This is a genomic window from Rhodanobacter sp. T12-5 (assembly GCF_008329435.1).
GTDB lineage: Bacteria > Pseudomonadota > Gammaproteobacteria > Xanthomonadales > Rhodanobacteraceae > Rhodanobacter.
Genome location: NZ_NPKN01000002.1, coordinates 252,111 through 274,070 on the forward strand (window position 1 = coordinate 252,111; position 21,960 = coordinate 274,070).

General features: G+C 65.8%; 23 protein-coding genes and 1 tRNA gene. 11 read left to right on the forward strand and 13 right to left on the reverse strand.

Going from position 1 to position 21,960, the window contains the following annotated elements:
• Positions 1-167 precede the first annotated feature (167 nt).
• Positions 168-893 (reverse strand): FKBP-type peptidyl-prolyl cis-trans isomerase, encoded by a 726-nt coding sequence (locus tag CIW53_RS05260; protein ID WP_149363648.1) that lies wholly within the window; start codon positions 891-893, stop codon positions 168-170.
• Positions 894-1,057: 164 nt separating this feature from the next.
• Between CIW53_RS05260 and CIW53_RS05265 the strand changes: the two genes are divergently transcribed.
• Positions 1,058-1,840, forward strand: coding sequence for an enoyl-CoA hydratase-related protein (locus CIW53_RS05265; protein ID WP_149363649.1), 783 nt, complete (start codon positions 1,058-1,060; stop codon positions 1,838-1,840).
• Positions 1,841-1,930: 90 nt separating this feature from the next.
• Here CIW53_RS05265 and CIW53_RS05270 read toward each other — a convergent pair whose 3' ends face one another.
• The 5 genes from CIW53_RS05270 to CIW53_RS05290 all read right to left on the reverse strand — a co-directional run bounded on the left by CIW53_RS05270 (position 1,931) and on the right by CIW53_RS05290 (position 8,331).
• Positions 1,931-2,836: a DUF1684 domain-containing protein gene (locus CIW53_RS05270; protein ID WP_149363650.1), complete on the reverse strand. Its 906-nt coding sequence runs from the start codon at positions 2,834-2,836 to the stop codon at positions 1,931-1,933.
• 41 nt (positions 2,837-2,877) lie between these two features.
• A complete protein-coding gene (gene mutL, locus CIW53_RS05275; protein ID WP_149363651.1) occupies positions 2,878-4,686 on the reverse strand; it encodes a DNA mismatch repair endonuclease MutL in 1,809 nt (602 codons plus the stop codon).
• Positions 4,687-4,727: 41 nt separating this feature from the next.
• Positions 4,728-6,182 carry an N-acetylmuramoyl-L-alanine amidase gene (locus CIW53_RS05280; RefSeq protein WP_149363652.1) on the reverse strand — a complete coding sequence of 485 codons (1,455 nt, stop codon included), beginning with the start codon at positions 6,180-6,182 and terminating at the stop codon, positions 4,728-4,730.
• Positions 6,183-6,365: 183 nt separating this feature from the next.
• The gene (tsaE, locus tag CIW53_RS05285) at positions 6,366-6,839 is read right to left on the reverse strand and encodes a tRNA (adenosine(37)-N6)-threonylcarbamoyltransferase complex ATPase subunit type 1 TsaE (RefSeq protein ID WP_149363653.1); all 474 of its coding nucleotides are present in this window, start codon (positions 6,837-6,839) and stop codon (positions 6,366-6,368) included.
• On the reverse strand, positions 6,832-8,331 hold the full coding sequence (locus CIW53_RS05290) for an NAD(P)H-hydrate dehydratase (protein ID WP_149363654.1): 1,500 nt from the start codon (positions 8,329-8,331) through the stop codon (positions 6,832-6,834). Before CIW53_RS05290 ends, tsaE begins: the two co-directional genes overlap by 8 nt.
• 15 nt (positions 8,332-8,346) lie before the next feature.
• Here CIW53_RS05290 and queG point away from each other — a divergent pair, with 15 nt between their 5' ends.
• On the forward strand, positions 8,347-9,444 hold the full coding sequence (gene queG, locus CIW53_RS05295; RefSeq protein ID WP_149363655.1) for a tRNA epoxyqueuosine(34) reductase QueG: 1,098 nt from the start codon (positions 8,347-8,349) through the stop codon (positions 9,442-9,444).
• Between the two features lie 150 nt (positions 9,445-9,594).
• Here the strand turns inward: queG and panD are convergent, their stop codons facing one another.
• The 5 genes from panD to pcnB form a co-directional block, all read right to left on the reverse strand.
• Positions 9,595-9,987, reverse strand: coding sequence for an aspartate 1-decarboxylase (panD, locus tag CIW53_RS05305; RefSeq protein WP_113725499.1), 393 nt, complete (start codon positions 9,985-9,987; stop codon positions 9,595-9,597).
• A 100-nt stretch (positions 9,988-10,087) separates the two neighbouring features.
• On the reverse strand, positions 10,088-10,933 hold the full coding sequence (gene panC / locus CIW53_RS05310) for a pantoate--beta-alanine ligase (protein WP_149363657.1): 846 nt from the start codon (positions 10,931-10,933) through the stop codon (positions 10,088-10,090).
• Positions 10,934-10,952: 19 nt separating this feature from the next.
• Entirely contained in the window at positions 10,953-11,783 is an 831-nt protein-coding gene (gene panB / locus CIW53_RS05315; RefSeq protein WP_149363658.1) for a 3-methyl-2-oxobutanoate hydroxymethyltransferase, read from the reverse strand.
• 98 nt (positions 11,784-11,881) lie between these two features.
• Positions 11,882-12,367, reverse strand: a complete 486-nt coding sequence (gene folK / locus CIW53_RS05320; RefSeq protein ID WP_149363659.1) for a 2-amino-4-hydroxy-6-hydroxymethyldihydropteridine diphosphokinase — start codon at positions 12,365-12,367, stop codon at positions 11,882-11,884.
• Positions 12,364-13,713, reverse strand: coding sequence for a polynucleotide adenylyltransferase PcnB (gene pcnB, locus CIW53_RS05325; RefSeq protein WP_149363660.1), 1,350 nt, complete (start codon positions 13,711-13,713; stop codon positions 12,364-12,366). Before pcnB ends, folK begins: the two co-directional genes overlap by 4 nt.
• 192 nt (positions 13,714-13,905) lie before the next feature.
• Here pcnB and CIW53_RS05330 point away from each other — a divergent pair.
• Positions 13,906-13,981, forward strand: a tRNA-Glu gene (locus CIW53_RS05330).
• Positions 13,982-14,155: 174 nt separating this feature from the next.
• Positions 14,156-14,479: a ferredoxin FdxA gene (gene fdxA, locus CIW53_RS05335; RefSeq protein WP_149363661.1), complete on the forward strand. Its 324-nt coding sequence runs from the start codon at positions 14,156-14,158 to the stop codon at positions 14,477-14,479.
• A gap of 68 nt (positions 14,480-14,547) precedes the next feature.
• Here the strand turns inward: fdxA and CIW53_RS05340 are convergent, their stop codons facing one another.
• Both CIW53_RS05340 and dapA read right to left on the reverse strand, forming a co-directional pair.
• Positions 14,548-15,132 (reverse strand): hypothetical protein, encoded by a 585-nt coding sequence (locus tag CIW53_RS05340; RefSeq protein ID WP_149363662.1) that lies wholly within the window; start codon positions 15,130-15,132, stop codon positions 14,548-14,550.
• Positions 15,133-15,167: 35 nt separating this feature from the next.
• Entirely contained in the window at positions 15,168-16,064 is an 897-nt protein-coding gene (gene dapA, locus CIW53_RS05345; protein WP_149363663.1) for a 4-hydroxy-tetrahydrodipicolinate synthase, read from the reverse strand.
• Positions 16,065-16,190: 126 nt separating this feature from the next.
• Here dapA and CIW53_RS05350 point away from each other — a divergent pair, with 126 nt between their 5' ends.
• From CIW53_RS05350 to CIW53_RS05380, 7 genes are all read left to right on the forward strand, one after another.
• Complete coding sequence (locus tag CIW53_RS05350) at positions 16,191-16,766, forward strand: glycine cleavage system protein R (protein WP_172969592.1); 576 nt, start codon at positions 16,191-16,193, stop codon at positions 16,764-16,766.
• A gap of 247 nt (positions 16,767-17,013) precedes the next feature.
• Positions 17,014-17,475: a peroxiredoxin gene (locus tag CIW53_RS05355; RefSeq protein ID WP_149363664.1), complete on the forward strand. Its 462-nt coding sequence runs from the start codon at positions 17,014-17,016 to the stop codon at positions 17,473-17,475.
• Positions 17,476-17,539: 64 nt separating this feature from the next.
• A complete protein-coding gene (locus tag CIW53_RS05360) occupies positions 17,540-18,922 on the forward strand; it encodes a PhoH family protein (RefSeq protein WP_149363665.1) in 1,383 nt (460 codons plus the stop codon).
• A 256-nt stretch (positions 18,923-19,178) separates the two neighbouring features.
• The gene (locus tag CIW53_RS05365) at positions 19,179-20,135 is read left to right on the forward strand and encodes an aspartyl/asparaginyl beta-hydroxylase domain-containing protein (RefSeq protein WP_149363666.1); all 957 of its coding nucleotides are present in this window, start codon (positions 19,179-19,181) and stop codon (positions 20,133-20,135) included.
• Positions 20,136-20,192: 57 nt separating this feature from the next.
• Complete coding sequence (sigJ, locus tag CIW53_RS05370; protein WP_149363667.1) at positions 20,193-21,098, forward strand: RNA polymerase sigma factor SigJ; 906 nt, start codon at positions 20,193-20,195, stop codon at positions 21,096-21,098.
• Positions 21,099-21,135: 37 nt separating this feature from the next.
• Positions 21,136-21,591 carry a carboxymuconolactone decarboxylase family protein gene (locus tag CIW53_RS05375; RefSeq protein ID WP_149363668.1) on the forward strand — a complete coding sequence of 152 codons (456 nt, stop codon included), beginning with the start codon at positions 21,136-21,138 and terminating at the stop codon, positions 21,589-21,591.
• Positions 21,592-21,603: 12 nt separating this feature from the next.
• Positions 21,604-21,924 (forward strand): hypothetical protein, encoded by a 321-nt coding sequence (locus tag CIW53_RS05380; protein WP_149363669.1) that lies wholly within the window; start codon positions 21,604-21,606, stop codon positions 21,922-21,924.
• The last annotated feature ends 36 nt before the right edge of the window (positions 21,925-21,960 follow it).

Below are 21,960 nucleotides of genomic sequence, written 5' to 3' on the forward strand. Positions count from 1 at the left end.
GACGGAGCATGTTACCACCGCGCGGCTCAGGGCCTGCGAAGATGCAAATCAGGCACTGGCGTGCCCGATCCGCGACCGGCCATCGGACAACCGCTCCTGCGTTGCCTCAACTCGGGCATCCATGCCCTCGCCATGGCCGGCCTGAGAGGTGGAATGGTCACAACCTCTCAGGGCTTGTCGGTACCGGGCTTGATGTCGAGCAGTTCGATCTCGAATATCAACGCCTCGTTCGGACCAATGCGTGGAAGTTCGCCGTTTTCCCCGTACGCCAGCCGCGGCGGGATCACCACTTTCCAGCGGTCGCCCACATGCATCCGCGGGATCACGTCCTGCCAGCCCGGAAGCACCTTGTTGACGACGAAGCTGACCGGCGCCCCGTGTGCCCAGGTGCTGTCGAATTCGGTGCCGTCGATCAGCATGCCGCGGTAATTCACCGTGACCATGCTGTTCACCGTCGGACTCACCTTGCCGGTGCCCCGGCTCAACACCGCGTACTGGATACCCGAAGGCAATTGCACGACCCCGGCCCGTTGCCGGTTGCTCGCCATGAACGCCGCGCTCTTGCGCGCGTTGGCCGCGGCGATGTGCTTGAACTCGGTCAGCGCCTGGGCATGCATCTGCTGGTCGAGCCGCTGCATCTGCAGGCGCATCTCCTGCTGCGACACGCTCGGATGGCGCTTGGCGTAGGCGTCCTGAATCGCCCGCTGCAAGGTGGGGATATCCACTTCAGGCTTGCCATCCGCGAACTGGCTGCCGATCTGGTAGCCGATCGCGTACGACAATTTGATCTTGTCCGGCTTCACCAGCGCGCTGCCCGACGGCAGCCGGCCCTGCGCGTGCACCACGCCGCCCAGCAACAACATGCCGAACAACCCGCAACGCAGATATGTCATGCCTTTCTCCACCGGCTCTTCCTGTTTCGACAGTCGATCCTGACAGATCATCCTGAGCGGTGCGCCGAATTTCTTCAGGTATTGCGCTCGTGGCTTGAGAACCCCGACAGCGGCAAAGGTTCCCGCTGCTACCATCGCTGCCGTGCATTCATCGGGAGTCGCTCGTGGCCTATCGCAATCTGGAAATAAACAATCGTGGCGCGGTGCGCACGATCATCGTCAACCGACCGGACAAACTCAACGCGCTGAACCGCGACACCCTCAACGAGCTGACCATCGTGTTTGCCCAGGCCGCGCAGGACGACGCCGTGCGTGCGGTGGTGCTGACCGGTGCCGGCGAAAAAGCGTTCGTTGCCGGCGCCGACATCGCCGAGATGCACGGCTATACGCCGGTGCAGGCACAGGGCTTTTCGCGTACCGGCCAGCGCCTGATGACGTCGATCGAGCGGCTCGGCAAACCGGTGATCGCACGCATCCAGGGCTTCGCGCTTGGCGGCGGCATGGAACTGGCGATGGCCTGCCACCTGCGCGTGGCCAGCGAGAAGGCGAAATTCGGCCAGCCGGAAATCAACCTCGGCCTGATCCCCGGTTTCGGCGGCACCCAGCGCCTGCTGCGCCTGGCCGGTCGCGGTGCGGCGCTGGAACTGTGCCTGACCGGCGCTGTGATCCCCGCGCAACGTGCGTACGAGCTGGGCATCGTCACCCGCGTGGTCGCGCCCGAAGCATTGGACGAGGTGGTGAACGCGCTGGCGGACCAACTCGCCGGCGCCGCGCCGCTGGCTGCCGCCGGCATCCTCGACGCCGTACTGCAAGGTGGCGAGACCGCGATCGACCAGGGCCTGGAATTCGAGACGCAGGGCTTCGCACTGGCGTTTTCCACCGAGGACATGCGCGAAGGCACGTCGGCGTTTCTGGAGAAGCGCAAAGCGGAGTTCAAGGGTCGATAGCCGCGCTTGCCGCGGAAGCGACTTCAGCCGCGATGTTCCGGTTCCCAGGTCAGAAGCATCGCGGCTGAAGCCGCTCCCACAGGGCATCCATCAGTGGTGCTCGCCGACATACTTTTTCTCGCCCGCGGTCACGCGCAAGTCCAGCCGGTTTTCCGGCGGCGCCAGCGGGCAGGTGGCAAACGGGGTGAACGCGCACGGCGGGTTGTAGGCCTTGTTGAAATCCAGCACGACCTTGCCGTCCTTCGGCAACGCGGCGTAGAAAAAACGCGCCGCGCCGTAGGTTTCCTTGCCGGACGTGCGATCGGCCATCACGAAGAACAACTCGCCACCCGGCTCCTCCTGGTACGGCAACAACTCATAGGTGTGGCCGTCGCGGCGGAACACCGCCTTGCCCGGTACGTCCACGCTCTCGATGGTGCCGATCACCGAACCTATTTCCAGCTTGTGCGGCGGATCGAACGGCACCCAGTCCGCGACGATGCGCCAGCTCGGGTCGATCGGGTAATAGTCGATACCCGCGAAGTGCTTGCGCGCCGGCGTTGCGCTGTCCTTCACCCGCAATCCCTTTCGCCCTTCGCGGTCGATCACGTAGAAGCTCGCCGTGCCGAAGCTGACCGTCGTCGGCGCGGCAGTGGCAGCGGCGTGCATGTCGTCGACCAGAACCGCCTGCGTGACGGCCTTGCCGTCGACGGTGGCGCCGCTGTCCGTCGCCAGCACGATGCGTACGGCACCGTCAGGCGCCAACGTCACCACGCCCAGATGAGCAGGGCCGGCCTTCAGCACGATGGCGTTGTCGCCGGCACTGCCGACGCTGTTGTCGCCAGGCTGCAGCCACTCCAGTCCGATCAGGCTCAGCCAGCCATGCGGCGCAGTGAGCCGCTCGACCCTTTCGGATCGCCATTGCTCGATGCTGTGCGTGTAACTGTCGAGATCGGTGGCATACACGGTAGTGACTCCCAGAATGGCGGCGGCAACAAACAGGCTGGTGCGTAACATCGGGTCGGTATCTCCAGCGAAACGAATCCCTGAAACGCGCGTCAACGACCACGCATGAACAATTTGTCGAGCTCGGCCAGGCTCAGCTGGACCCAGGTCGGACGCCCATGATTGCATTGTCCGGAGCGCTCGGTCGCCTCCATCTCGCGCAGCAAGGCATTCATTTCCGGAATCGTCAACCGGCGCCCGGCACGCACCGAACCGTGGCAGGCCATGGTGGAGAGCAGTTCGTTCTCCAGCTCCTGCAGCCGGCGCGAGCTGCCGTGCTGGGCCAGCTCGGACAACACGTCGCGACTGAGCTGCCCCACATCGGCGCCTTCCAGCAAGGCGGGAATGCGCCGTACGACGATCGTCGACGGGCCACTGCGCGACAGCTCCAGGCCCCACTCGGCCAGTGCCTCGGAGTGCTCCTCGGCGGCGGCGGCCTCCTTCGCGCTGACCGCGATGCTCAGCGGCACCAGCAATACCTGCGAACGCAGGTTGCTGGTGACGCGGCCGGATTTCAGCTTCTCGTAGGTGATCCGCTCATGCGCCGCATGCATGTCCACCAGCACCATGCCATGCGCATTCTCGGCCAGCACGAAAATGCTCTTCAGCTGGGCGATCGCATATCCCAAGGGCGGCGCCTCGCCCTCCTCCGTAGCCGGCATCGGCGCGGGAACGCCCGCGACAGACGGCGACGTACCGAGCAAGGCGGCGTAGTCGGCCATGGGACTTTCGCGCGTGCCAAGACTCAACCGGCTCTGGCTGAACTGACCGGGCCAGTTCGCCGGTGCGGACGAGGCGGATGGCGCATACGAGTGACTCGCCTGCGGGCCGATTTCCGCCGCCGGCAGCGTGCCCAGCCCGGCGCGCGTCTGCGCCAGCGCTTCATGCAGTGTGCGGAACAGGAAATCGTGGACCAGCCGCTGCTCGCGGAAACGCACTTCATGCTTGGCCGGATGCACGTTCACATCGACCCCGGCCGGGTCGAGTTCCAGGTACAGCACGAATGCGGCATGGCGGCCGTGGAACAGCACGTCGGCGTAGGCCTGGCGCACCGCGTGGGCGACGATGCGATCGCGCACCAGCCGGCCGTTGACGTAGAAGTACTGCGAATCGGCCTGTGCCCGCGACGCGGTCGGCAGGCCGACCCAGCCGGACAGGTGCAGGCCGGCCGCGGCGTGATCGACGCGCAGGCTCTGCGCGGGAAACTCCTCGCCGAGCACTTCGGCCACACGCTGCAGCTGCGCCTGCTGATCGCGCGCGGCCTTCCAGATGCGTACCGGCTTGCCGTTGTGGCTGAGCCGGAATTCCACCGACCCGCGCGCCAGCGCCAACGACTTCAGCAGGTCATCGATATGCGCGAACTCGGTGCGCTCGGCGCGCATGAATTTCCGCCGCGCCGGCACGTTGTAGAACAAGTCGCGCACTTCGACGCTGGTGCCCTGCGGATGCTGCGCCGGGCGCGCCGCCTGCAGCTTGCCACCGTCGACCTCGATGCGGAACGCGGCGTTCTGGTCACGCGCACGCGAGGTCAGCGCGAAGCGCGCCACCGACGAGACCGAGGCCAGCGCCTCGCCACGGAAACCCATGCTGGCGACGTGCTCCAGATCGTCGAAACTGCCGATCTTGCTGGTAGCGTGCGAAGCCACCGCCAGTGGCAGTTCGTCGACGTGGATGCCACCGCCGTCGTCGCGCACGCGGATCAGTCGCGCGCCGCCGGCTTCGATATCCACTTCAATGCGCGCGGCACCTGCATCGAGGCTGTTCTCGACCAGTTCCTTGACCACCGAGGATGGCCGTTCGATGACTTCGCCGGCGGCGATCTGGTTGATGAGTTCGGGGGGAAGCAGGCGGATGACGGTCATCCGCGAACTTTAGCAGCGAACGCCGGCCATGCCGCCGACGATCAGCCTGCAGGGATGGTCAGTGTCGTACCGGCGCGGACCGTGCTGCTGCTCATCTGGTTCGCACTCTTCAGTGCGTCCACGCTGACGCCGTATTGCCGCGCGATGCTGCTCAGGCTTTCGCCACGACCGACCTTGTGTACGTCGTGCGCAGCCGCGGTGGACGACGCCACCAACTTGCTGTCTTGCCCTGGCGCGGATGCCAGGCGGGTGTCGTTGCGGGCGGCAGCCTGCGCTGCAAACCAGGTCCCAGGCGGCGGCGTGGATTCGAAGTAATTCTTCACGCCGCCCATCACTGCTTCGGCGAGCTCTTTCTGGTGCGCCGGGTCGCGCAGCTTGCGCTCCTCGGTCGGATTGCTGATGAACGCGGTTTCGACCAGGATCGACGGCACGTCGGGTGAACGCAACACCACGAAGTTCGCGCGCTCGACATAGCCGCGGTGGGTCGGGCCCAGCTTGGCCAGCGCCTTGAGCACGTTGCCGGCGACGACGTCGCTGGCCTGCATCGCCCAACCCTGCTGCAGGTCGAGCAGCACCTTGGCCAGGCTGTCGTCCTTGTCGTCCAGCGTGGTGCCGCCGATCAGGTCGGCACGGTTTTCGCGATCGGCGAGCCAGCGGGCAGCCTCGCTGGTCTTGCCGCGCGGCGACAGCACCCATACCGACGATCCCCTGGCGTCGTCGCTGGTGAACGAATCGGCGTGGATCGACACGAACAGGTCGGCGTTGTTCTCGCGAGCGATCCGATAACGTTGCTTGAGCGGAATGTAGAAATCGCTGTCGCGGGTCAGCACGGCCTTCATGCCTGGCTGGCGATTGATCTGGGCCGCGAGATCGCGCGCCACCGCGAGCGTGACGTCCTTCTCCAGCGTGCCGCGGGGTCCGTGCGCACCCTGATCCTTGCCGCCGTGTCCGGCGTCGACGGCCACCACCACCTGGCGCTGGCCGCCGAGCATCGCCGCCGCCTGCTCGGTGGCAACCCGGCTGCTGCGCGAGGGGCGATGCTGCGCAACGACCGAGGGCGCCGAGGATGATTTCGCTTTCGCTTTCGCGGTCGCAGCAGCATCGGCGGGGTAGATGTCCAGCACCAGCCGGTAATCCGTACCATGGTCCGGCTTCAACACGAAGCTTTTCAGACGGCTGCCCGGATCGATCCTGGCCGTCAATTGCAACCGATCGTTTCGACGACTCTGGCTCATGCCCCGATAGAGGCCTTGCGCGGATGGCATCACGAAACCGTCGGTGGTCCGGCTGTCGCCAAGATCCACCACTGCCTGATCCCCGTCCTGGCTGATCTTGTAGTTCACCGGCCCGGAAGCATCGAAGACGACCCGGGTGTATTCGGGCCCGGCCCATACGCGCGCGTCTTTCAGGTCGGCCGCCCTGGTTGCGCACAGCGGCGCGAAGGCCACCATGACGGCAACCAAAAATCCACCGATCTTGTTCAGGTAAGCCCGCATGAGCCGCATTGAAACGCAGCGCCGCCGGGATTGCAAGAAAGTTTTTCCTTGGATATCCATAGCCTGCGAACCATTCGTCAGGTCATATCAAGTTATCGACCGCAAGTGGCGCATTCCGAACATATCCTTGCCAGGATTGCCGAGCCGCCATTTTTCAAGCGGAAACCGGCACTTGGCAGGCTTTCAGCGTAGCCGCGCCAGTAGACGCCCACCACGAGGGGTAAGCGCGAGCAATCGCCCTTCACGGCCCTGCCCGGCATAACCCAGGCGCAGTTCGATGTCCGCCGCCGGCAGGGCGCCAGCGCCACGCTCGGGCCACTCCACCAGCACCAGCGCCGCCGGATCGGCCAGCGCATCCAGGCCCAGCCACTCCAGTTCGCCGGGATCGGCGATCCGGTACAGGTCCAGGTGCCAGGCCGATCGGTCCCTTGCCGTGTAGCCCTCGATCAGACTGTAGGTCGGGCTCTTGACCCGCTCACCCACGCCCAGCGCGGTCAGCAGGGCGCGCGCAAAGCTGGTCTTGCCGGCACCCAGCGGACCATGCAGGTACAACACCAGGCCCTCGTCCAGAGCCGTGGCGAAGCGCGCCGCCAGCATGCCGGTGGCGGCTTCGTCAGGCAACATCCATCGGAGTGCGTCGTTGGCTTGCTCAATCATGCTCGTGTTCGTATCCCGCCATGCCGTTGCCCAACATCCGCAGTGGCGCCAGCAGGTCACTGGCCAGCAATCCACGCTCGCCTTGCCGCGCAGCGCAGTCGCCGGCCCGCGCATGCAGGCCCACGCCGAGGCAGGCCGCTTCCCACGGGTGGCAACCCTGTGCCAGCAAGGCCGCCACGATGCCGGTGAGCAGGTCGCCCATGCCGCCCGAGGCCATCCCGGGATTGCCCCACGGACAGACGTCCAGACGTCCATCCGGATCGGCGACCAGGCTGCCGGCGCCTTTCAGCACGACAACCGCGCGATGGCGCCGCGCCAGTTCGCGCACCGCCGCAAAACGATCCTGCTCGACGGCAGCGGCGGCCACGCCGAGCAGCCGGGCCGCTTCGCCAGGGTGCGGCGTCAGTACGGTCGGCGTGTCGAATCGACGCGGCTCGCGCGCGAGCAGGTTCAGGCCGTCGGCATCCAGCACCAGCGGTTTGCCTGCATCCAGCGCGGTGAGCCACAACGCATGCCCCCAGGCTGCCTGTCCCAGGCCGGGACCGACGGCCAGCACACTGGCACGTTCGAGCATCGGCGCCAGTGCCTGCGGTCCGTCGACCCCGTGCACCATCAGTTCCGGTCGCGCGGTGTTCAATGCGAACACATGCCCGGCGCGCGTCGCCACGCTGACCAGCCCGGCACCGGCGCGCAGCGCCGACTCGCCGGCCAGCCGCGCCGCGCCGGCCATGCCGTGTTCGCCGCCGATCACCAGCACGTGGCCGTAATTGCCCTTGTTGGCGTAACGGGCTCGCGGCGGCAAAGCCTCGGCGGCCAGCAGTTGCGCATCGGGCAGCGTGTCGGTGTAGACGCTGTCCGGCACGCCCAGGGGGGCCAGCTCGATCACGCCGACCTGGTCGGTCGCGCGCCCGGTATGCAACCCGCGCTTGCCGGCGATGAAGGTGACCGTGACGTCCGCACGGACCACCGCGCCGGGGCAGTGGCCGGTGTCGGTATCCAGACCGCTGGGTACGTCCAGCGCCAGCACCGGACGACCGCTGCGGTTGATCGCCCCGATCAGCCGCGCCGGCATCGGTTCGGGCGCGCGATTGAGGCCGATGCCGTACAGCGCATCCACATGCAGTTCCGCTTCGGGCAACGCGCCGTGCGCATCCCACAAGCGGATGCGGCCGCCACCAGCCTCCCACGCCGCGCGCGCCGCCGCAGCGTCGCCGTGCGAGATCGCCGTCAGGGCCACCAATTCGACTTGCAGGCCTGCCTCGCGTGCCAGCACGCCAAGCAGGAAACCGTCGCCGCCATTGTTGCCTGGGCCGCAGTGGATGCAGATTTGCTGCACTTGCGGCCAATGCCGGCGCAAGGTGTTCAGCGCGGCATTGGCCGCGCGACGCATCAACTCGGGACCGGAAATGCCCAGCGCCGACAGCGCCGCCCGCTCCATCGCGCGCAACTGTTCGACGGTATGCAGGTTGCGGCTGTACGGGTGGGCGGGCATGCGCGAATTATAGGCATGGGCGGCATCTACAATAGGCGAATGTCCAGCACCGACATCCAGCCCCCACCCGATTACGTCGCCCTCGCCCGTGACATCAAGCGCTGGGCGATCGAGCTGGGTTTCGCCGAGGCCGGCATCAGCGGCACCGACCTTGGCGAGGACGAACGGCATCTCGAACGCTGGCTCGATCACGGCCACCACGGCGAGATGGAATACATGGCCCGGCACGGCAGCAAGCGGACTCGCCCCGCCGAACTGGAGCCGGGCACGCAACGGGTGATTTCGGTGCGCATGGATTACATCCCGCCCGGCACCGCCAATGCCTGGGGCGTGCTAGGTGATGCCGAGGCCGGCTACGTGTCGCGTTACGCGCTGGGTCGCGACTATCACAAGCTGATGCGCGGCCGCCTGCAGAAACTGGCCGCGCGCATCCATGACGTGGTCGGCGATTTCGGCTATCGCGCCTACGTGGATTCCGCGCCGGTGCTGGAGAAGGCGCTGGCGCGCAATGCGGGGCTGGGCTGGATCGGCAAGCACACGGTGCTGATCAACCGTCGCGCCGGCTCGTATTTCTTCCTCGGTGAGCTGTACACCGACCTGCCGCTGCCGCTGGACGAACCGGCCACTGCGCACTGCGGCAGTTGTACGCGTTGCATCGAGGTGTGCCCGACCCAGGCGATCCTCGGACCATACCGGCTGGACGCGAAGCGCTGCATCTCGTATCTCACGATCGAGCTGAAAGGCAGCATCCCAGAAGAGCTTCGCGCGCCGATCGGCAACCGCATCTTCGGCTGCGACGACTGCCAACTGGTATGCCCCTGGAACAAGTTCGCGCAAGAGACGGCCGAACCGGATTTCGCGCCGCGGCACCGCCTCGACGGCGCGAAGCTGGTCGAGCTGTTTGCATGGAGCGAGGACGAATTCCTCAAACGCACCGAAGGCATGGCGATCCGCCGTACCGGCTACGAAGGATGGCTGCGCAACATCGCGGTGGCACTGGGCAATGCGCCAAAGTCGGCCGAGGCATGCGAAGCACTCAGCGCACGGGCCGATCACCCGTCGGCGATTGTGCGCGAGCATGTGGCATGGGCGCTGGCGAAACAGCAGGACTGACGCGAACTGCTGCCGCCCGCCTTCATTCTCGCAGGAGCCCGCTGGCGGGCGATGCTGTTGAGGCCGGGAATCGGGCATCGCAAGAGCATCGCCCGCCAGCGGGCTCCTACGGCGATGCTCGTGGATTCGGGGCGACGCGCCGCGTGACTCTCAGGCCGCGGCCATCTGCTTCGGGATCGAGCGGTTGGTGTGGCTGATGCGGTTGCCCGGGCCCGCCGCGATGTAGACGCAGGTCGGCTGGTACTGCTCCAGCTCGGCTTCGCTCAATTGCACGAACGCAGCGATGATGATGATGTCGCCGGCCTGGGCGCTACGCGCGGCGCTGCCGTTGACCGAGATGATGCCCGAGCCTTCCTCGGCGCGCAGCGCGTAGGTGACGAAGCGCTGGCCGCTGTTGACGTTCCAGGCGTGGATCTGCTCGTACTCGCGGATGCCCGAAGCATCCAGCAGCAGACCGTCGATCGCGATCGAGCCTTCGTAGTGCAGCTCGGCATGGGTCACCGTAGCGCGGTGGATCTTGGCCTTGAGCATGTTCAGGTGCATGACATTCTTTCCGGCAGGGACATCCTGCAAAGTCGGCAATTATCGAACCGATGACGCTGCACCGCAACATCAGCGATGCCGCCCCCGATATGCGGCCGGCTCAATCGAACAGCAAGTTGTCGATCAGGCGGGTGCTGCCCAGGCGGGCGGCGGCGAGCGCCACCAGTCCCTCGCGCTCGCCGTCCGCCGGCTCGGCCAGGTCGTCGGCGCGACGGATCGCCACGTAATCGGGAACGAAACCCGCGCGTTCCAGCCGCGCGACGGCGGTCTGTTCGATCGCCTGCCAGGGATGACCTTGTGCAAGGAGTTCGCGCATCTTCTGCAGGGTATCGTGGATCAGCGGCGCGCGCGCGCGCTCCTGGGCGCTCAGGTACTGGTTGCGCGAACTCAGTGCCAACCCGTCGTCGGCCCGCAGAATCGGCGCCGCCACCACTTTCACCGGCAACCCCAGGTCGCGCACCATCCGCTCGACCACCTTGAGCTGCTGGAAATCCTTCTGGCCGAATACGGCCACGTCGGGCTGCACCAGGTTGAACAGCTTGCATACCACGGTGGCCATGCCGTCGAAATGGCCGGGACGATGGGCGCCCTCCAGGGTGTCGGTGATCTGCGGCACGCGCACGCTGACGCTGTGTGCGGGGCCGAACGGATACATCGTGCCCACGTCGGGCGCGAACAGCAGGTCGCAATCCTGTTCGGCCAGCGCCGCCTGGTCCTGCACCAGGGTGCGCGGATAGCGGTCGTAATCCTCGTTCGGCCCGAACTGCGTGGGGTTGACGAACACGCTGGCGACCACCCGCTCGGTGCGCGCCCGTGCCAGCCTGATCAGCGACTGGTGACCGGCGTGCAGGTTGCCCATGGTCGGCACGAAGCCCACCGTCTGGCCCTGCGTGCGCCAGCCGCGGATCGCGGCACGCAGCGCGGGGACGTCTTGTACGGTCTGCATGTGGCGTCGACTCGCTGGGTCAGTTGAAACAATGCTCGGGAGCCGGGAAAGCGCCGCTGCGCACGTCCTCGACGTAGGCGGCGATCGCCGCGGCGACAGAATCGCGCCCGACCAGGAAATCCTTGCTGAACTTCGGCCGCTTGCCCGGGGTAATGCCGAGCATGTCGTGTATCACCAGCACCTGGCCGTCGCAATGCGGCCCCGCGCCGATGCCGATCACCGGTATCGTCAGCGCCGCGGTCACCCGTTGGCCCAGTTCCACCGGCACGCCTTCCATCACCAGCAGATCGGCACCGGCCGCCTGCACCGCCTGCGCCTCGGCCAGCAAGCGATCGGCGGCCTCCTGCTCGCGCCCCTGGATGCGGAAGCCGCCGAACCGGTGCACCGACTGCGGGGTGAGGCCGAGGTGCGCGCAAACCGGGATGGACCGCACGGTCAGCGCGGCGATCGCCTCGAGGATGTGCGGTGCGGCACCTTCGATCTTCACCATTGCCGCACCAGCTTCGCCGACCAGCCGCGCGCCGGCTTCCAGCGCATGCGCCACGTCACGGTCGACCATGAACGGCAGGTCGGCGACCAGCAGCGTTGCCGACAGTCCGCGTGCCACCGCAGCAGTGTGGTAGACCATGTGGTCGAGCGTCACCGGCAGCGTGCTGCGATGTCCCTGCACCACCATGCCCAGCGAGTCGCCGACCAGCGCGACATCGACCCCGGCCGCCTCCAGTTGCCAGGCGAAACTGGCGTCGTAGGCGGTCAGCATGACGATGCGCTGCTTTTGCGCCTTCATGGCACGCAGGCCGGGTACGGTCACCGGCTTGCGGTCGGGGAAACTGGCGTTCTGCACGTACACGGCAATTCCTGAAGTGATGGGTGACCGCCGATTATCCGACGCGGCGCGAGAATGGCTCAAGTTGGTTGGCTGTCACTTCGGCACCGACGCGGGCTGGATCAGGGCGCCGCCAGTCTTTCACAACCGGCAAGATCGAGGCGCGCCAATTGCTCTGCCACCGTGACCTGTCCGGGCAGCGACAGCATGGGCGCGATGTCGTGCAGCGGCAACAGCACGAATGCCCGTTCGGCCATGCGCGGATGCGGCAAGGTCAACCTCGCGTCATCGAGCCGCACACCATCGACGTGCAGCAAATCGAGGTCCAGGGTACGCGGTCCATTGCGTTCGGCGCGCACGCGACCGGCCCGCTGTTCGATCGTCAGCAACGCATCCAGCAGGGCGTGCGGCGACAGGCCGGTATCCAGCTCCACCGCTGCGTTGACGAAGGATGGCTGCTGCAGCACCCCCCACGGCGGCGTGCGGTACAGTTGCGAACGCTGCAGCAGACGGGTATCGGGCAGGTTGGCCAAGGCATCCATCGCTTCGACCAGCTGTTGCTGCGGGTTGCCGAGGTTGCTGCCCAGGGCGACGTAGGCGAGCGTCACACGGAACCCGATTTGTCGCCCGGTCGACGGCGACGGCGACGCGGACGCGGCGGCTTGGCCGGCGCGGATGCCACGACGGGATCGTTGCCGCCACCGGCCGGCAACGCGGCGGCCAACACGTCCTGCGGCAATTGCTGGGCATGCGCCCACCATTGCCCCAGTTCGCGCATCGCCGGCGATTCGTCCGCGCGCAGCAGCAGGAAGTCGAATGCGGCACGAAAACGCGGATGCGTCATCAGCCGAAACACGCGTTTGCGCTGGATCTGCTCGAAACGCGGCTGCAACGACCAGATCTCTTCCATGGTGAAGGTGAACCGGCGCGGGATGGCCACCCGCTGGCACTGCTCGCCGACCACCTGCGCCGCGGCGCGCGCCCATGCCTCGGTGCTGTCCTGGCCGCGCGCGATCGCGCCATGTGCCACGTCGCGTACCTCGCCCCACAGCAACACTGCAAACAGGAACGCCGGAGTCACCGACTTGCCTTCGGCGATGCGCGCATCGGTGTTCGCCAATCCGTGCTCGACCAGCGAACGCAGCGCCTCGTCGCCGCGCTTGAGCGCGCGAGCGGTCGCCGGAAACAGGAATTTCAACAGGCCGCTCTGCTCCAGCATGCGGAAACTCCGCAGACCGTTGCCGCTGAGAAACATCTTCAGCGACTCGTCGAACAATCGCGCCGGGGCCGCATCGGCCAGCAGCGGCCCGAGCGTCTCGAACGGCGCCATCGCCGCCGCGTCGATACGCATGCCGAGCTTGGCCGCCAGCCGTGCTGCGCGCAGCATGCGCACGGGATCCTCGTGATAGCGGATATCCGGATCGCCGATCAGCCGCAGCATGCGGTCCTCCAGATCCTGCATGCCGCCGACATAGTCGCGCACGGAGAAGTCGCTGATGTCGTAGTACATGGCATTGACGCGGAAATCGCGGCGCACCGCGTCTTCCTCGATCGTGCCCCAGATGTTGTCGCGCACGATGCGACCGTCGATGATGTGGCGATCGCCTTCGCCGCCTGCCTCGCCGAGGCCGCGGAACGTGGCCACCTCGATGATTTCCGGACCAAACACCACGTGCGCCAGCCGGAATCGTCGGCCGATCAGGCGGCAGTTGCGGAACAGCTTCTTCACCTCGTCCGGCGTCGCGCTGGTGGCAACGTCGAAATCCTTCGGCTGCAAGCCCAGCAGGAGGTCGCGGACCGCGCCGCCGACCAGGTACGCCGCGTAACCGGCTTCATTCAGCCGATACAGCACCCGCAGCGCGGCCTTGCTGATGTTCTTGCGAGAAATGATGTGCTGATCGCGCGGAATGATCCGCAGCGTTGGCGTGATGTCGGTCCTTGATTGGAGATTCAAGCGGTCGGAATCCTTGCGGGGCGAAGCTGCCCCCTTCGGTTGCAATATATCGCGGCGCACGGCGCCGCGAACCATCCGGCGGAGCGTGAAAGGCAGACTCCGGCGGGGATGTTTCGCGCGGCCCGCGACGATACCTGCCAAGCGTTGCCGTGCGAAACAATTCCGTTATACTAGCGCGCCTCGCAGGATAACGCTCCCTTCGTCTAGTGGCCCAGGACACTGCCCTCTCAAGGCGGGAACACGAGTTCGAGTCTCGTAGGGAGCACCATTTGTTTATGCAATCTTCCGTGATTGCTACAGTCGGGTCGGTCAGCGCCAACGTGCAGCTCGGCACCGCTGGCTGGATCAAAAGCGGCCATCCACGGCCGCGCTTTTCACAAGAGCCGACGCGCTGGCTTGCCGGGCCGCCTGGCACACTTCTCACAAGCAGGCCAAAGCCTCCATGACTTTCGTCGTCATCGACAACTGCATCAAGTGCAAATATACCGATTGCGTCGAGGTCTGCCCGGTCGATGCGTTCCACGAAGGCCCCAACTTTCTGGTGATCGATCCGGACGAGTGCATCGACTGCACGCTGTGCGAGCCGGAATGCCCGATCAACGCGATCTATCCCGAAGACGACGTGCCGGCCGGCCAGGAAGCCTTCGTGGCCCTGAACGCTGAACTGGCCAAGGGCTGGCCCGTGATCACCGAGCGCAAGGACAGCCCGGCCGACGCCAAGGACTGGGAAGGCAAACCGGACAAGCTCTCCCTGCTGCAGCGCTGAGCCTCATCGCAGGAATGAAAAACGCCGCCCTCGAGGCGGCGTTTTTCATTCCAAAACATCCGCAACAATCAGCCGCCAAGACGCGATTTCAACGTATCGATCACCTTGGCCACTGCCGCAGCATTGCCTTCGGCGCGGATTTCACTGGCTGTCGTGCCACTGCTGCCGATGCTGACCTGCACTTGGTGCGAGCCGGCGTCTGGTGCGCCAGCAGCGTCATCCTTGTGCCCGAACAGGCGTCCGAAAAAGCCTTTTTTCTTCTGGGTGGTAGCACCGGACACGCTCAACGTGTAGCTATGGGCAGCATCGTCATGGGCCACGAGTTCGCCGAGGTTGCCGCCTTCCAGCACCTGCCCGACGCGGCGATAGGCGTTGTCGACACTGTCGGCCAGTACGAAACCATCGGCAATCTGCGCGCCGCCCGGGCCGACGCTGGCGGTCACGCCATCGGCGGTCGGCTGGTTCGCGCCCGGCGGCGGAATCACCAGTGCGTCACTGGTCGAGGGACGGTCGAGGCTCGGCGGAATCTCCAGCGGTGATTCCTGCTGCGCACCCGCCCACGCCTTGTGCGGGCGGAAGATGCCGCAACCGGAGAGCAGCAGGCCGCCGAGAAGCACGGCTGGCAGGGTCACAAGGAGAGAGGTTTTCTTCATGTAGGTCAAATTCCGTGAGTAAGGCAGGCCACCGCTCAAGCGGTCGCAGTCGCCAAGGATGCCAGACTGGACAACGCTTGGTGCAATCGGGCGCGATCCGGACCGTCGTTCAGTTCCACCAGCGGCAACCTCGGCATGGCCAGGCCCAGTCCCAGAACCGGCAGGCCGGCCTTGACCGCGATCGGATTGGGCGCGCAATTCAACGCCTGCACCAACGGTTCGAGTGCCGCATGGCACCGCTCGGCGGCAACCCGATCGCCCGCCGTGGCTGCGTCGCACAAGGCCCGAAATGCCTGCGGCACCAGGTTGGCCACCACCGAGATGGTACCGGCAGCACCCGCCAGCATGGCTTCGCCGGCACTGCCGTCGTCGCCGGACAGATAGACGAAATCCGCGCGCACAAGTTCCGCCAGCGCCGAAATCCGTTCGCGATCGTTGCGCGCTTCCTTGATGCCGATGATCGCCGGATGCTCGCGCAAACGGGCAACCGTCTGCGGCAGCAGGTCGCAGCCGGTGCGGGTCGGCACGTTGTAGAGCAGCAGCGGCAGGCCGCCGTGTTCGGCCACTTCGAGATAATGCCGGTACAGGCCTTCCTGGGTCGGACGCACGTAGTACGGCACCACCACCAGCGCGGCATCGGCGCCCAGCGCCTGCGCGCGACGGGTCATGGCGACGGTTTTTGCGGTGCCTGCTTCACCCGTACCGGCAATCACCGGTATCCGGCCAGCGACATGCTCGATCGCAAACGCCAGCAGCCGATCGAATTCCTCGTGCTCCAGCATGTGCGCTTCACCGGTGGAACCGGCCACCACCAGCGCCTGCGTGCCGCCGGACAACTGGTGGTCGAGCAGTCGACCGAAGGCCGCGAGATCGAGCGCGCCATCGGCCGCAAACGGTGTCGCCAGAGCGCAGATGCTTCCACCAATGTTCAAGGGCCGATTCCGCTGCAAATCAAGCCGTACATGTTACTTGCCGGCTCGCGCGGCGGGCAAGTAAGCTCGATCGGAGTAATCTCACGGTTTCCGCAGCGCGCGGGACAACGCCACAGGCAGGTCCTTTTGAAACCCTCTTCCGGCTCTTCTCCCACGGCCGCCCGTGCGGGCAACGACAATCAGTTGCTGATCCAGGCGCTCACGCCGGCGATCAAGTCGCCGCTGCTGGCGCTCGCCAAGCGCATCGCCGATGCCGGATGCAATCTGTCTGAGTCGCGCGTGTCGACGATCGGCACGGAAATATCGCTGATGCTGCTGGCCAGCGGCGCGTGGGATGCGCTGGCCAAGCTCGAAACCGCGCTGACCAAGCTGGCGCGCGACGAGAGCCTGCGGCTGGTGCATTACCGCACCGGCCCGCGCGAGAACAGTTCGCACCTGCTGCCGTATCTGGTGGAAGTGGTGGCTGCCGATCGGCCAGGGATCGTCGTGCGCATCGTCGAGTTCTTCAGCCAGCACGGCATCAGCGTGGAGCAGCTGAATTCGACGCGTTACCAGGCGATGCAGACCGGCGCGGAGATGTTCCAGGCCCAGTTCACCATCGGCATCCCGGCCGAGATCCACATTGCCGCGCTGCGCGACGATTTCCTGGAACTGTGCGACGGACTGAATCTCGACGCGATCATGGATCCGGTCAAATTTTGAGAGCCTGTTCAAAGGCGCGGCAGTCCTCCGAGCATCGCGCGATCGTGCCCTGCTGACAAGGACTGTCATCCGCCGCCTCGACCGCGCTAGTCTGTGTCCGTGGACTGCCGGAGGGACGTCGCATTGCAACCAGCGTGTCGATTCATGCCGATCGCCCCGGGCGCCCTGCTGGCCCCGCCCACGTCATCCCGTCGCGTCCCCCTTCCCTCTCACGACCGCGGTGCAATATGCCCGCGCAGGACTCCCCATGCCCGATATCGGCAAGAAACTGCCCCCGTTGAAAGGTTCCACCGGCGATGGCAGTGAACTGAAACTTTCCAGCCTCAAGGGCCAATGGGTCGTGGTGTATTTCTACCCGAAGGACAGTACCCCGGGCTGCACCAATGAGGCGAAGGATTTTCGCGACCTCCACCCCGCCTTCCTCAAGCGCCATGCGCAAATCGTCGGCGTGTCGCGTGATTCGGTGAAGTCGCATGCGAACTTCGCCGCGAAGCAGGAACTGCCGTTTCCGCTGGTGTCCGACCCCGAAGAAAACTGGTGCAACGCGTTCGACGTGATCCACGAAAAGGTGCTGTACGGCAAGCGCCATCTGGGCATCGTGCGCAGCACCTTCCTGATCGATCCCGACGGCAAGCTGGCGCGCGAATGGCGCGGGGTAAAAGTGCCGGGCCACGCCCAGGCGGTACTCGACGCCATTCCCGCCCGGTAATCATCGCGCCATCCATGCCTCCCATCCGCAGCTCCCTTCCACCCACCAGCGAGGACACTTCCGCATGACCGGAAGCAAGCGCATCTACGCTCTCGACACCAACGTCCTGCTGCATGACCCGACCTCGCTGTTCCGCTTCGAGGAACACGACGTCTTCATCCCGATGACCGTACTGGAGGAACTGGACGAAAAGAAAAAGGGTGCATCGGAAGTCTCGCGCAACGGCCGCCAGGTCAGCCGCTTCCTCAACGAACTGGTCGAACAGGGCAAGCAGCACGACCTGAGCGAAGGACTGGAATTGAGCAACCCGCAGGGCATCAAGCTCAAGCGTGGCGCCTCGGTAGGGCGGCTGTATTTCCAGCATCGAACCAGTAGCAACGGCCATGCCAAGGCGGACAACCAGATCCTGTCGGCCGTGATCGAACTGCGCGACCAGAATCCGGGCCGCAACGTCATTCTGGTTACCAAGGACATCAACCTCCGGATCAAGGCGAGCATCAACGGCATCGTCGCCGAGGATTACGAAAACGATCGTGCGCTGGACGATTTCTCGCTGCTCTACACCGGCTCCGCCGAACTGCCCGAAGACTTCTGGGATCGGCATCCGGAGGTGCGCTCGTGGACCGAGCGCGGTCGCACGTTCTATGAAGTGAACCGGCGCGAGGAGGAGGACTGGCATCCCAACCAGTGTTTGTACCTGCCCGGCGAAAACGCCGTCGAGCTGCGCGTGCTGCATCTGGACGAGACCGATGCCACGCTGGTGCTGCTGGACGACCACTCGCACGCCAATCATCACGTCTGGGGTATCGGCGCGCGCAACCGCGAGCAGAATTTCGCGCTCAATGCATTGATGGACCCTGACATCGACTTCGTCACCCTGCTCGGCAATGCCGGCACCGGCAAGACCCTGCTGGCGCTGGCCGCCGGCCTGGCCCAGGTGATGGACCAGCAGCGCTACCGCGAGATCATCATGACCCGCGCTACCGTTTCCGTCGGTGAGGACATCGGCTTCCTGCCCGGCACCGAGGAAGAGAAAATGACGCCGTGGATGGGCGCGCTGACCGACAACCTCGAAGTGCTCGCCAACCCCGAGGACGGCGGCAGTTGGGGCCGCCAGGCCACCAACGACCTGCTCGCCTCGCGCATCAAGATCCGTTCGCTCAACTTCATGCGCGGACGCACCTTCCTGAGCCGCTATCTGATCATCGACGAAGCGCAGAACCTCACGCCGAAGCAGATGAAAACCCTGATCACGCGCGCCGGCCCCGGCACCAAGATCGTCTGCCTCGGCAACGTCGAGCAGATCGACACGCCCTACCTCACCGAAACCACCTCCGGGCTCACCTACGCGGTCGACCGTTTCAAGAACTGGGAACATTCGGCGCACATCACGCTGCGTCGCGGCGAACGTTCGCGGCTCGCGGATTTCGCGGCCGAAGCGATGTAGGGCCGGAATCGGGAATCGGGAATCGTGAATCGGGAAAAGCCTGAAGCTCCACGTCGTCACTCCGCGAAGGCGGGAGCCATCTTGGCTTCCGCCCTCCAGAAGCCGAAAAACGGCAGGCTGGATTCCCGCGTGCGCGGGAACGAGGTCTTCCCGATGCCGCTTCCTGCCTGGCGACCATTGACGGTCCGTCGGAGTCGGTCAGGCAAACGAGTAGAATGAAGCCCCTGACCGCTCCGCCACGGCCGCACCCACCGACATGATTCTCACTCCTCGCCTGATCCTGCTCGCCCTGCTCGCCTTCTTCGTGCTGTGCGTGCTGCTGGTGCATCTGCGCGGGCGCGTGCGACTGCGTTTCGATCGCCAACTGGTCGACCATTCGGCGGTATTCGCGCCGTACAACCTGCTGATGTATGCGTTCTCGGCGGTGCCGGCAAAGCCCATTCTCGACCGCCGCGGCTTTCCGCAGCTGGATCTGCTGCAGGCGAACTGGCAGGCGATCCGCGACGAGGCGACGCACCTGTTCGACGAGGGCTACATCCGCGCCGCCGCGAAGAACAACGACGCCAGCTTCAACAGCTTCTTCAAGCAGGGCTGGAAGCGCTTCTACCTGAAGTGGTACGGCGAGCCGCTGGCCTCGGCCGAAGCGTTGTGCCCGCAGACGGTGGCCCTGCTGAAGTCGATCCCCAGCGTGAAGGCTGCGATGTTCGCGCTGCTGCCGCCAGGCAGCAAACTCAACCCGCACCGCGACCCATTTGCCGGTTCGTTGCGCTACCACCTCGGCCTGATCACGCCGAATTCGCGCAGTTGCCGCATCTTCGTCGACGGGGAAGAACACGCCTGGGGCGACGGCAAGGACGTGGTGTTCGACGAGACCTACGTGCACTGGGCCGAGAACACCAGCGGGCAGACCCGGGTCATCCTGTTTGCCGACGTCGAACGGCCGTTGCGCACGCACTGGATGAATGCAATCAACCACCGGGTGGGTGCTTTCATGGGCAAGATCACCGCCTCGCCCAATACCGAGGGCGAAGCCGAGAAAACCGGTTTCGTGAACCGCCTGTTCGCGCTCAGCCAGGGTCGCAAGGGAGCGAGTCATCGTTTCAAGGCGGCGTTCAAGCGTCGCTACAAGAAGCTGTACAAAGCGCTCAAGTACGTCGGCATCGTGCTGCTGATCTGGCTGATCTTCCTGGCCCCCTGGCCGTTCTTCCGCTAAGCGGTCACATCGCGTGATCCGCGTGCGTCCTTGATGCGTACCTCGCCGGAGAACGCCATGGATCCACAAACCACCCTGTTCCAGCAACATCGCTCGCGCCTCTTCGGGCTTGCCTACCGCATGCTTGGCACGCCGAACGACGCCGAGGACGTGTTGCATGATGCCTGGCTGCGTTGGCACGCGCAGGACATCGACGCACTGGACGACCCGGAGGCGTGGCTGGTTACCGTAACCACGCGCATCGCGCTGGATCGCCTGCGCCGCGCCAAGACCGAACGCGCGCACTATCCGGGGCCCTGGCTGCCGGAACCGCTGGTCGCCGAATCCGAACAACCCGAAGTGCAACTGGAGCGGGCCGAAAGCCTGACTCTCACCTTTTTATTGCTGCTGGAACGCCTCAGCGCCGACGAGCGCGCAGCCTTCCTGCTGCGCGAAGTATTCGACTACAGCCACGCCGAAACGGCAGCGATGCTCGACATCAGCGAAGACGCCTGCCGCCAGCGCGTGCATCGTGCGAAGCAGCGACTTCGCGAGGATCGTCCACGCCAGGCGATGCCGAACATCGACACCCAGCGGCGCCTGCTCGAACGTTTCATGCAGGCGCTGCAGCAGCCCGACATGCCCACCCTGCGCGCCCTGTTTGCCGAAGACGCCATGAGTGTTTCCGACGGCGGCGGCCTGGCACGGGCCACCCTGCGTCCGCTGCACGGCGCCGAGCGGCTGGCCCGGCTCTACATGCAGATCGCGCTGCAGCAGCAGCGATACGGCGGCGTGCGCCACGAGATCCGCGAGCTCAATGGCGCACCGGCCCTGTTCGGCTGGCAGGGCGACACACTGGTGTCGGCCAGCTGGATCGACGACGACGGTGAGCGCATCACCGCGGTGCACGCCCTGCGCCACCCCGGCAAGCTGGCCCGGCTGGCGGCTGTCACGAAATCGGCGCCATCCACGTCCTTGCACTGAACGGCCATCCCGGCCGCATATCGCCAGGAGTTACCCCATGCCCCGTTTCAACGTCTACAAACGCCCCGAAGCCCTCAAGCCGCTGCTCGCCCTGGGCGACTACATCAAAAACTCCGGCATCGAGCAAAGCCTGATCGAACTGGTGCAGATGCGCGCCTCGCAGCTCAACGGCTGCGCCTATTGCCTCGACATGCACAGCAAGGATGCCCGCGCCGCCGGCGAGACCGAGCAGCGCCTGTACGTGCTGCAGGCCTGGCGCGAGGCACCGTTCTACAGTGCGCGCGAACGCGCCGCGCTGGCCTGGTGCGAGGCGGTGACCCGGCTCGATCCGGTCCACGGCGTGCCGGACGAGGTCTACGAGGAGGCCCGCGCCCAGTTCAGCGAGGAAGAGCTGATCGACCTCAACATGGTGGTGATCGTGATCAACGGCTGGAACCGCATCGCCATCCCTTCGCGCGCGGAGCCCGGCCACTACATGCCCGGCAAGCACTGAAGGGCCGCCGCCATGGCCGCGATCAGGCTGTTCCGCCATCCGGACTGCGCGAAATGCGCACGTTACGCGCGGTGGCATCGCCGGCTCGACTGGCTGGGCCGATTCGAGGATGCCACGGGCGTCTCGCCCGTGGGTCCGCTGCGCCCGGGCGAAGTCGTGGTGCAGGATCTGCACCACGACACGACACTGCGCGGCGCGGCTGGATTCACCCTGCTATGCCGGCAGATTCCGGCCTACTGGCTACTGTTGCCGTTGCTGCGGATTCCCGCAGTGCGCCGTCGCGTCGAACGCGAGTTCAACGGCTGGGCCGATGGCAGTTGTTCGCTGGACTGACGTCCGGACCGGCTGGATCGCACCCGCACGGTACTC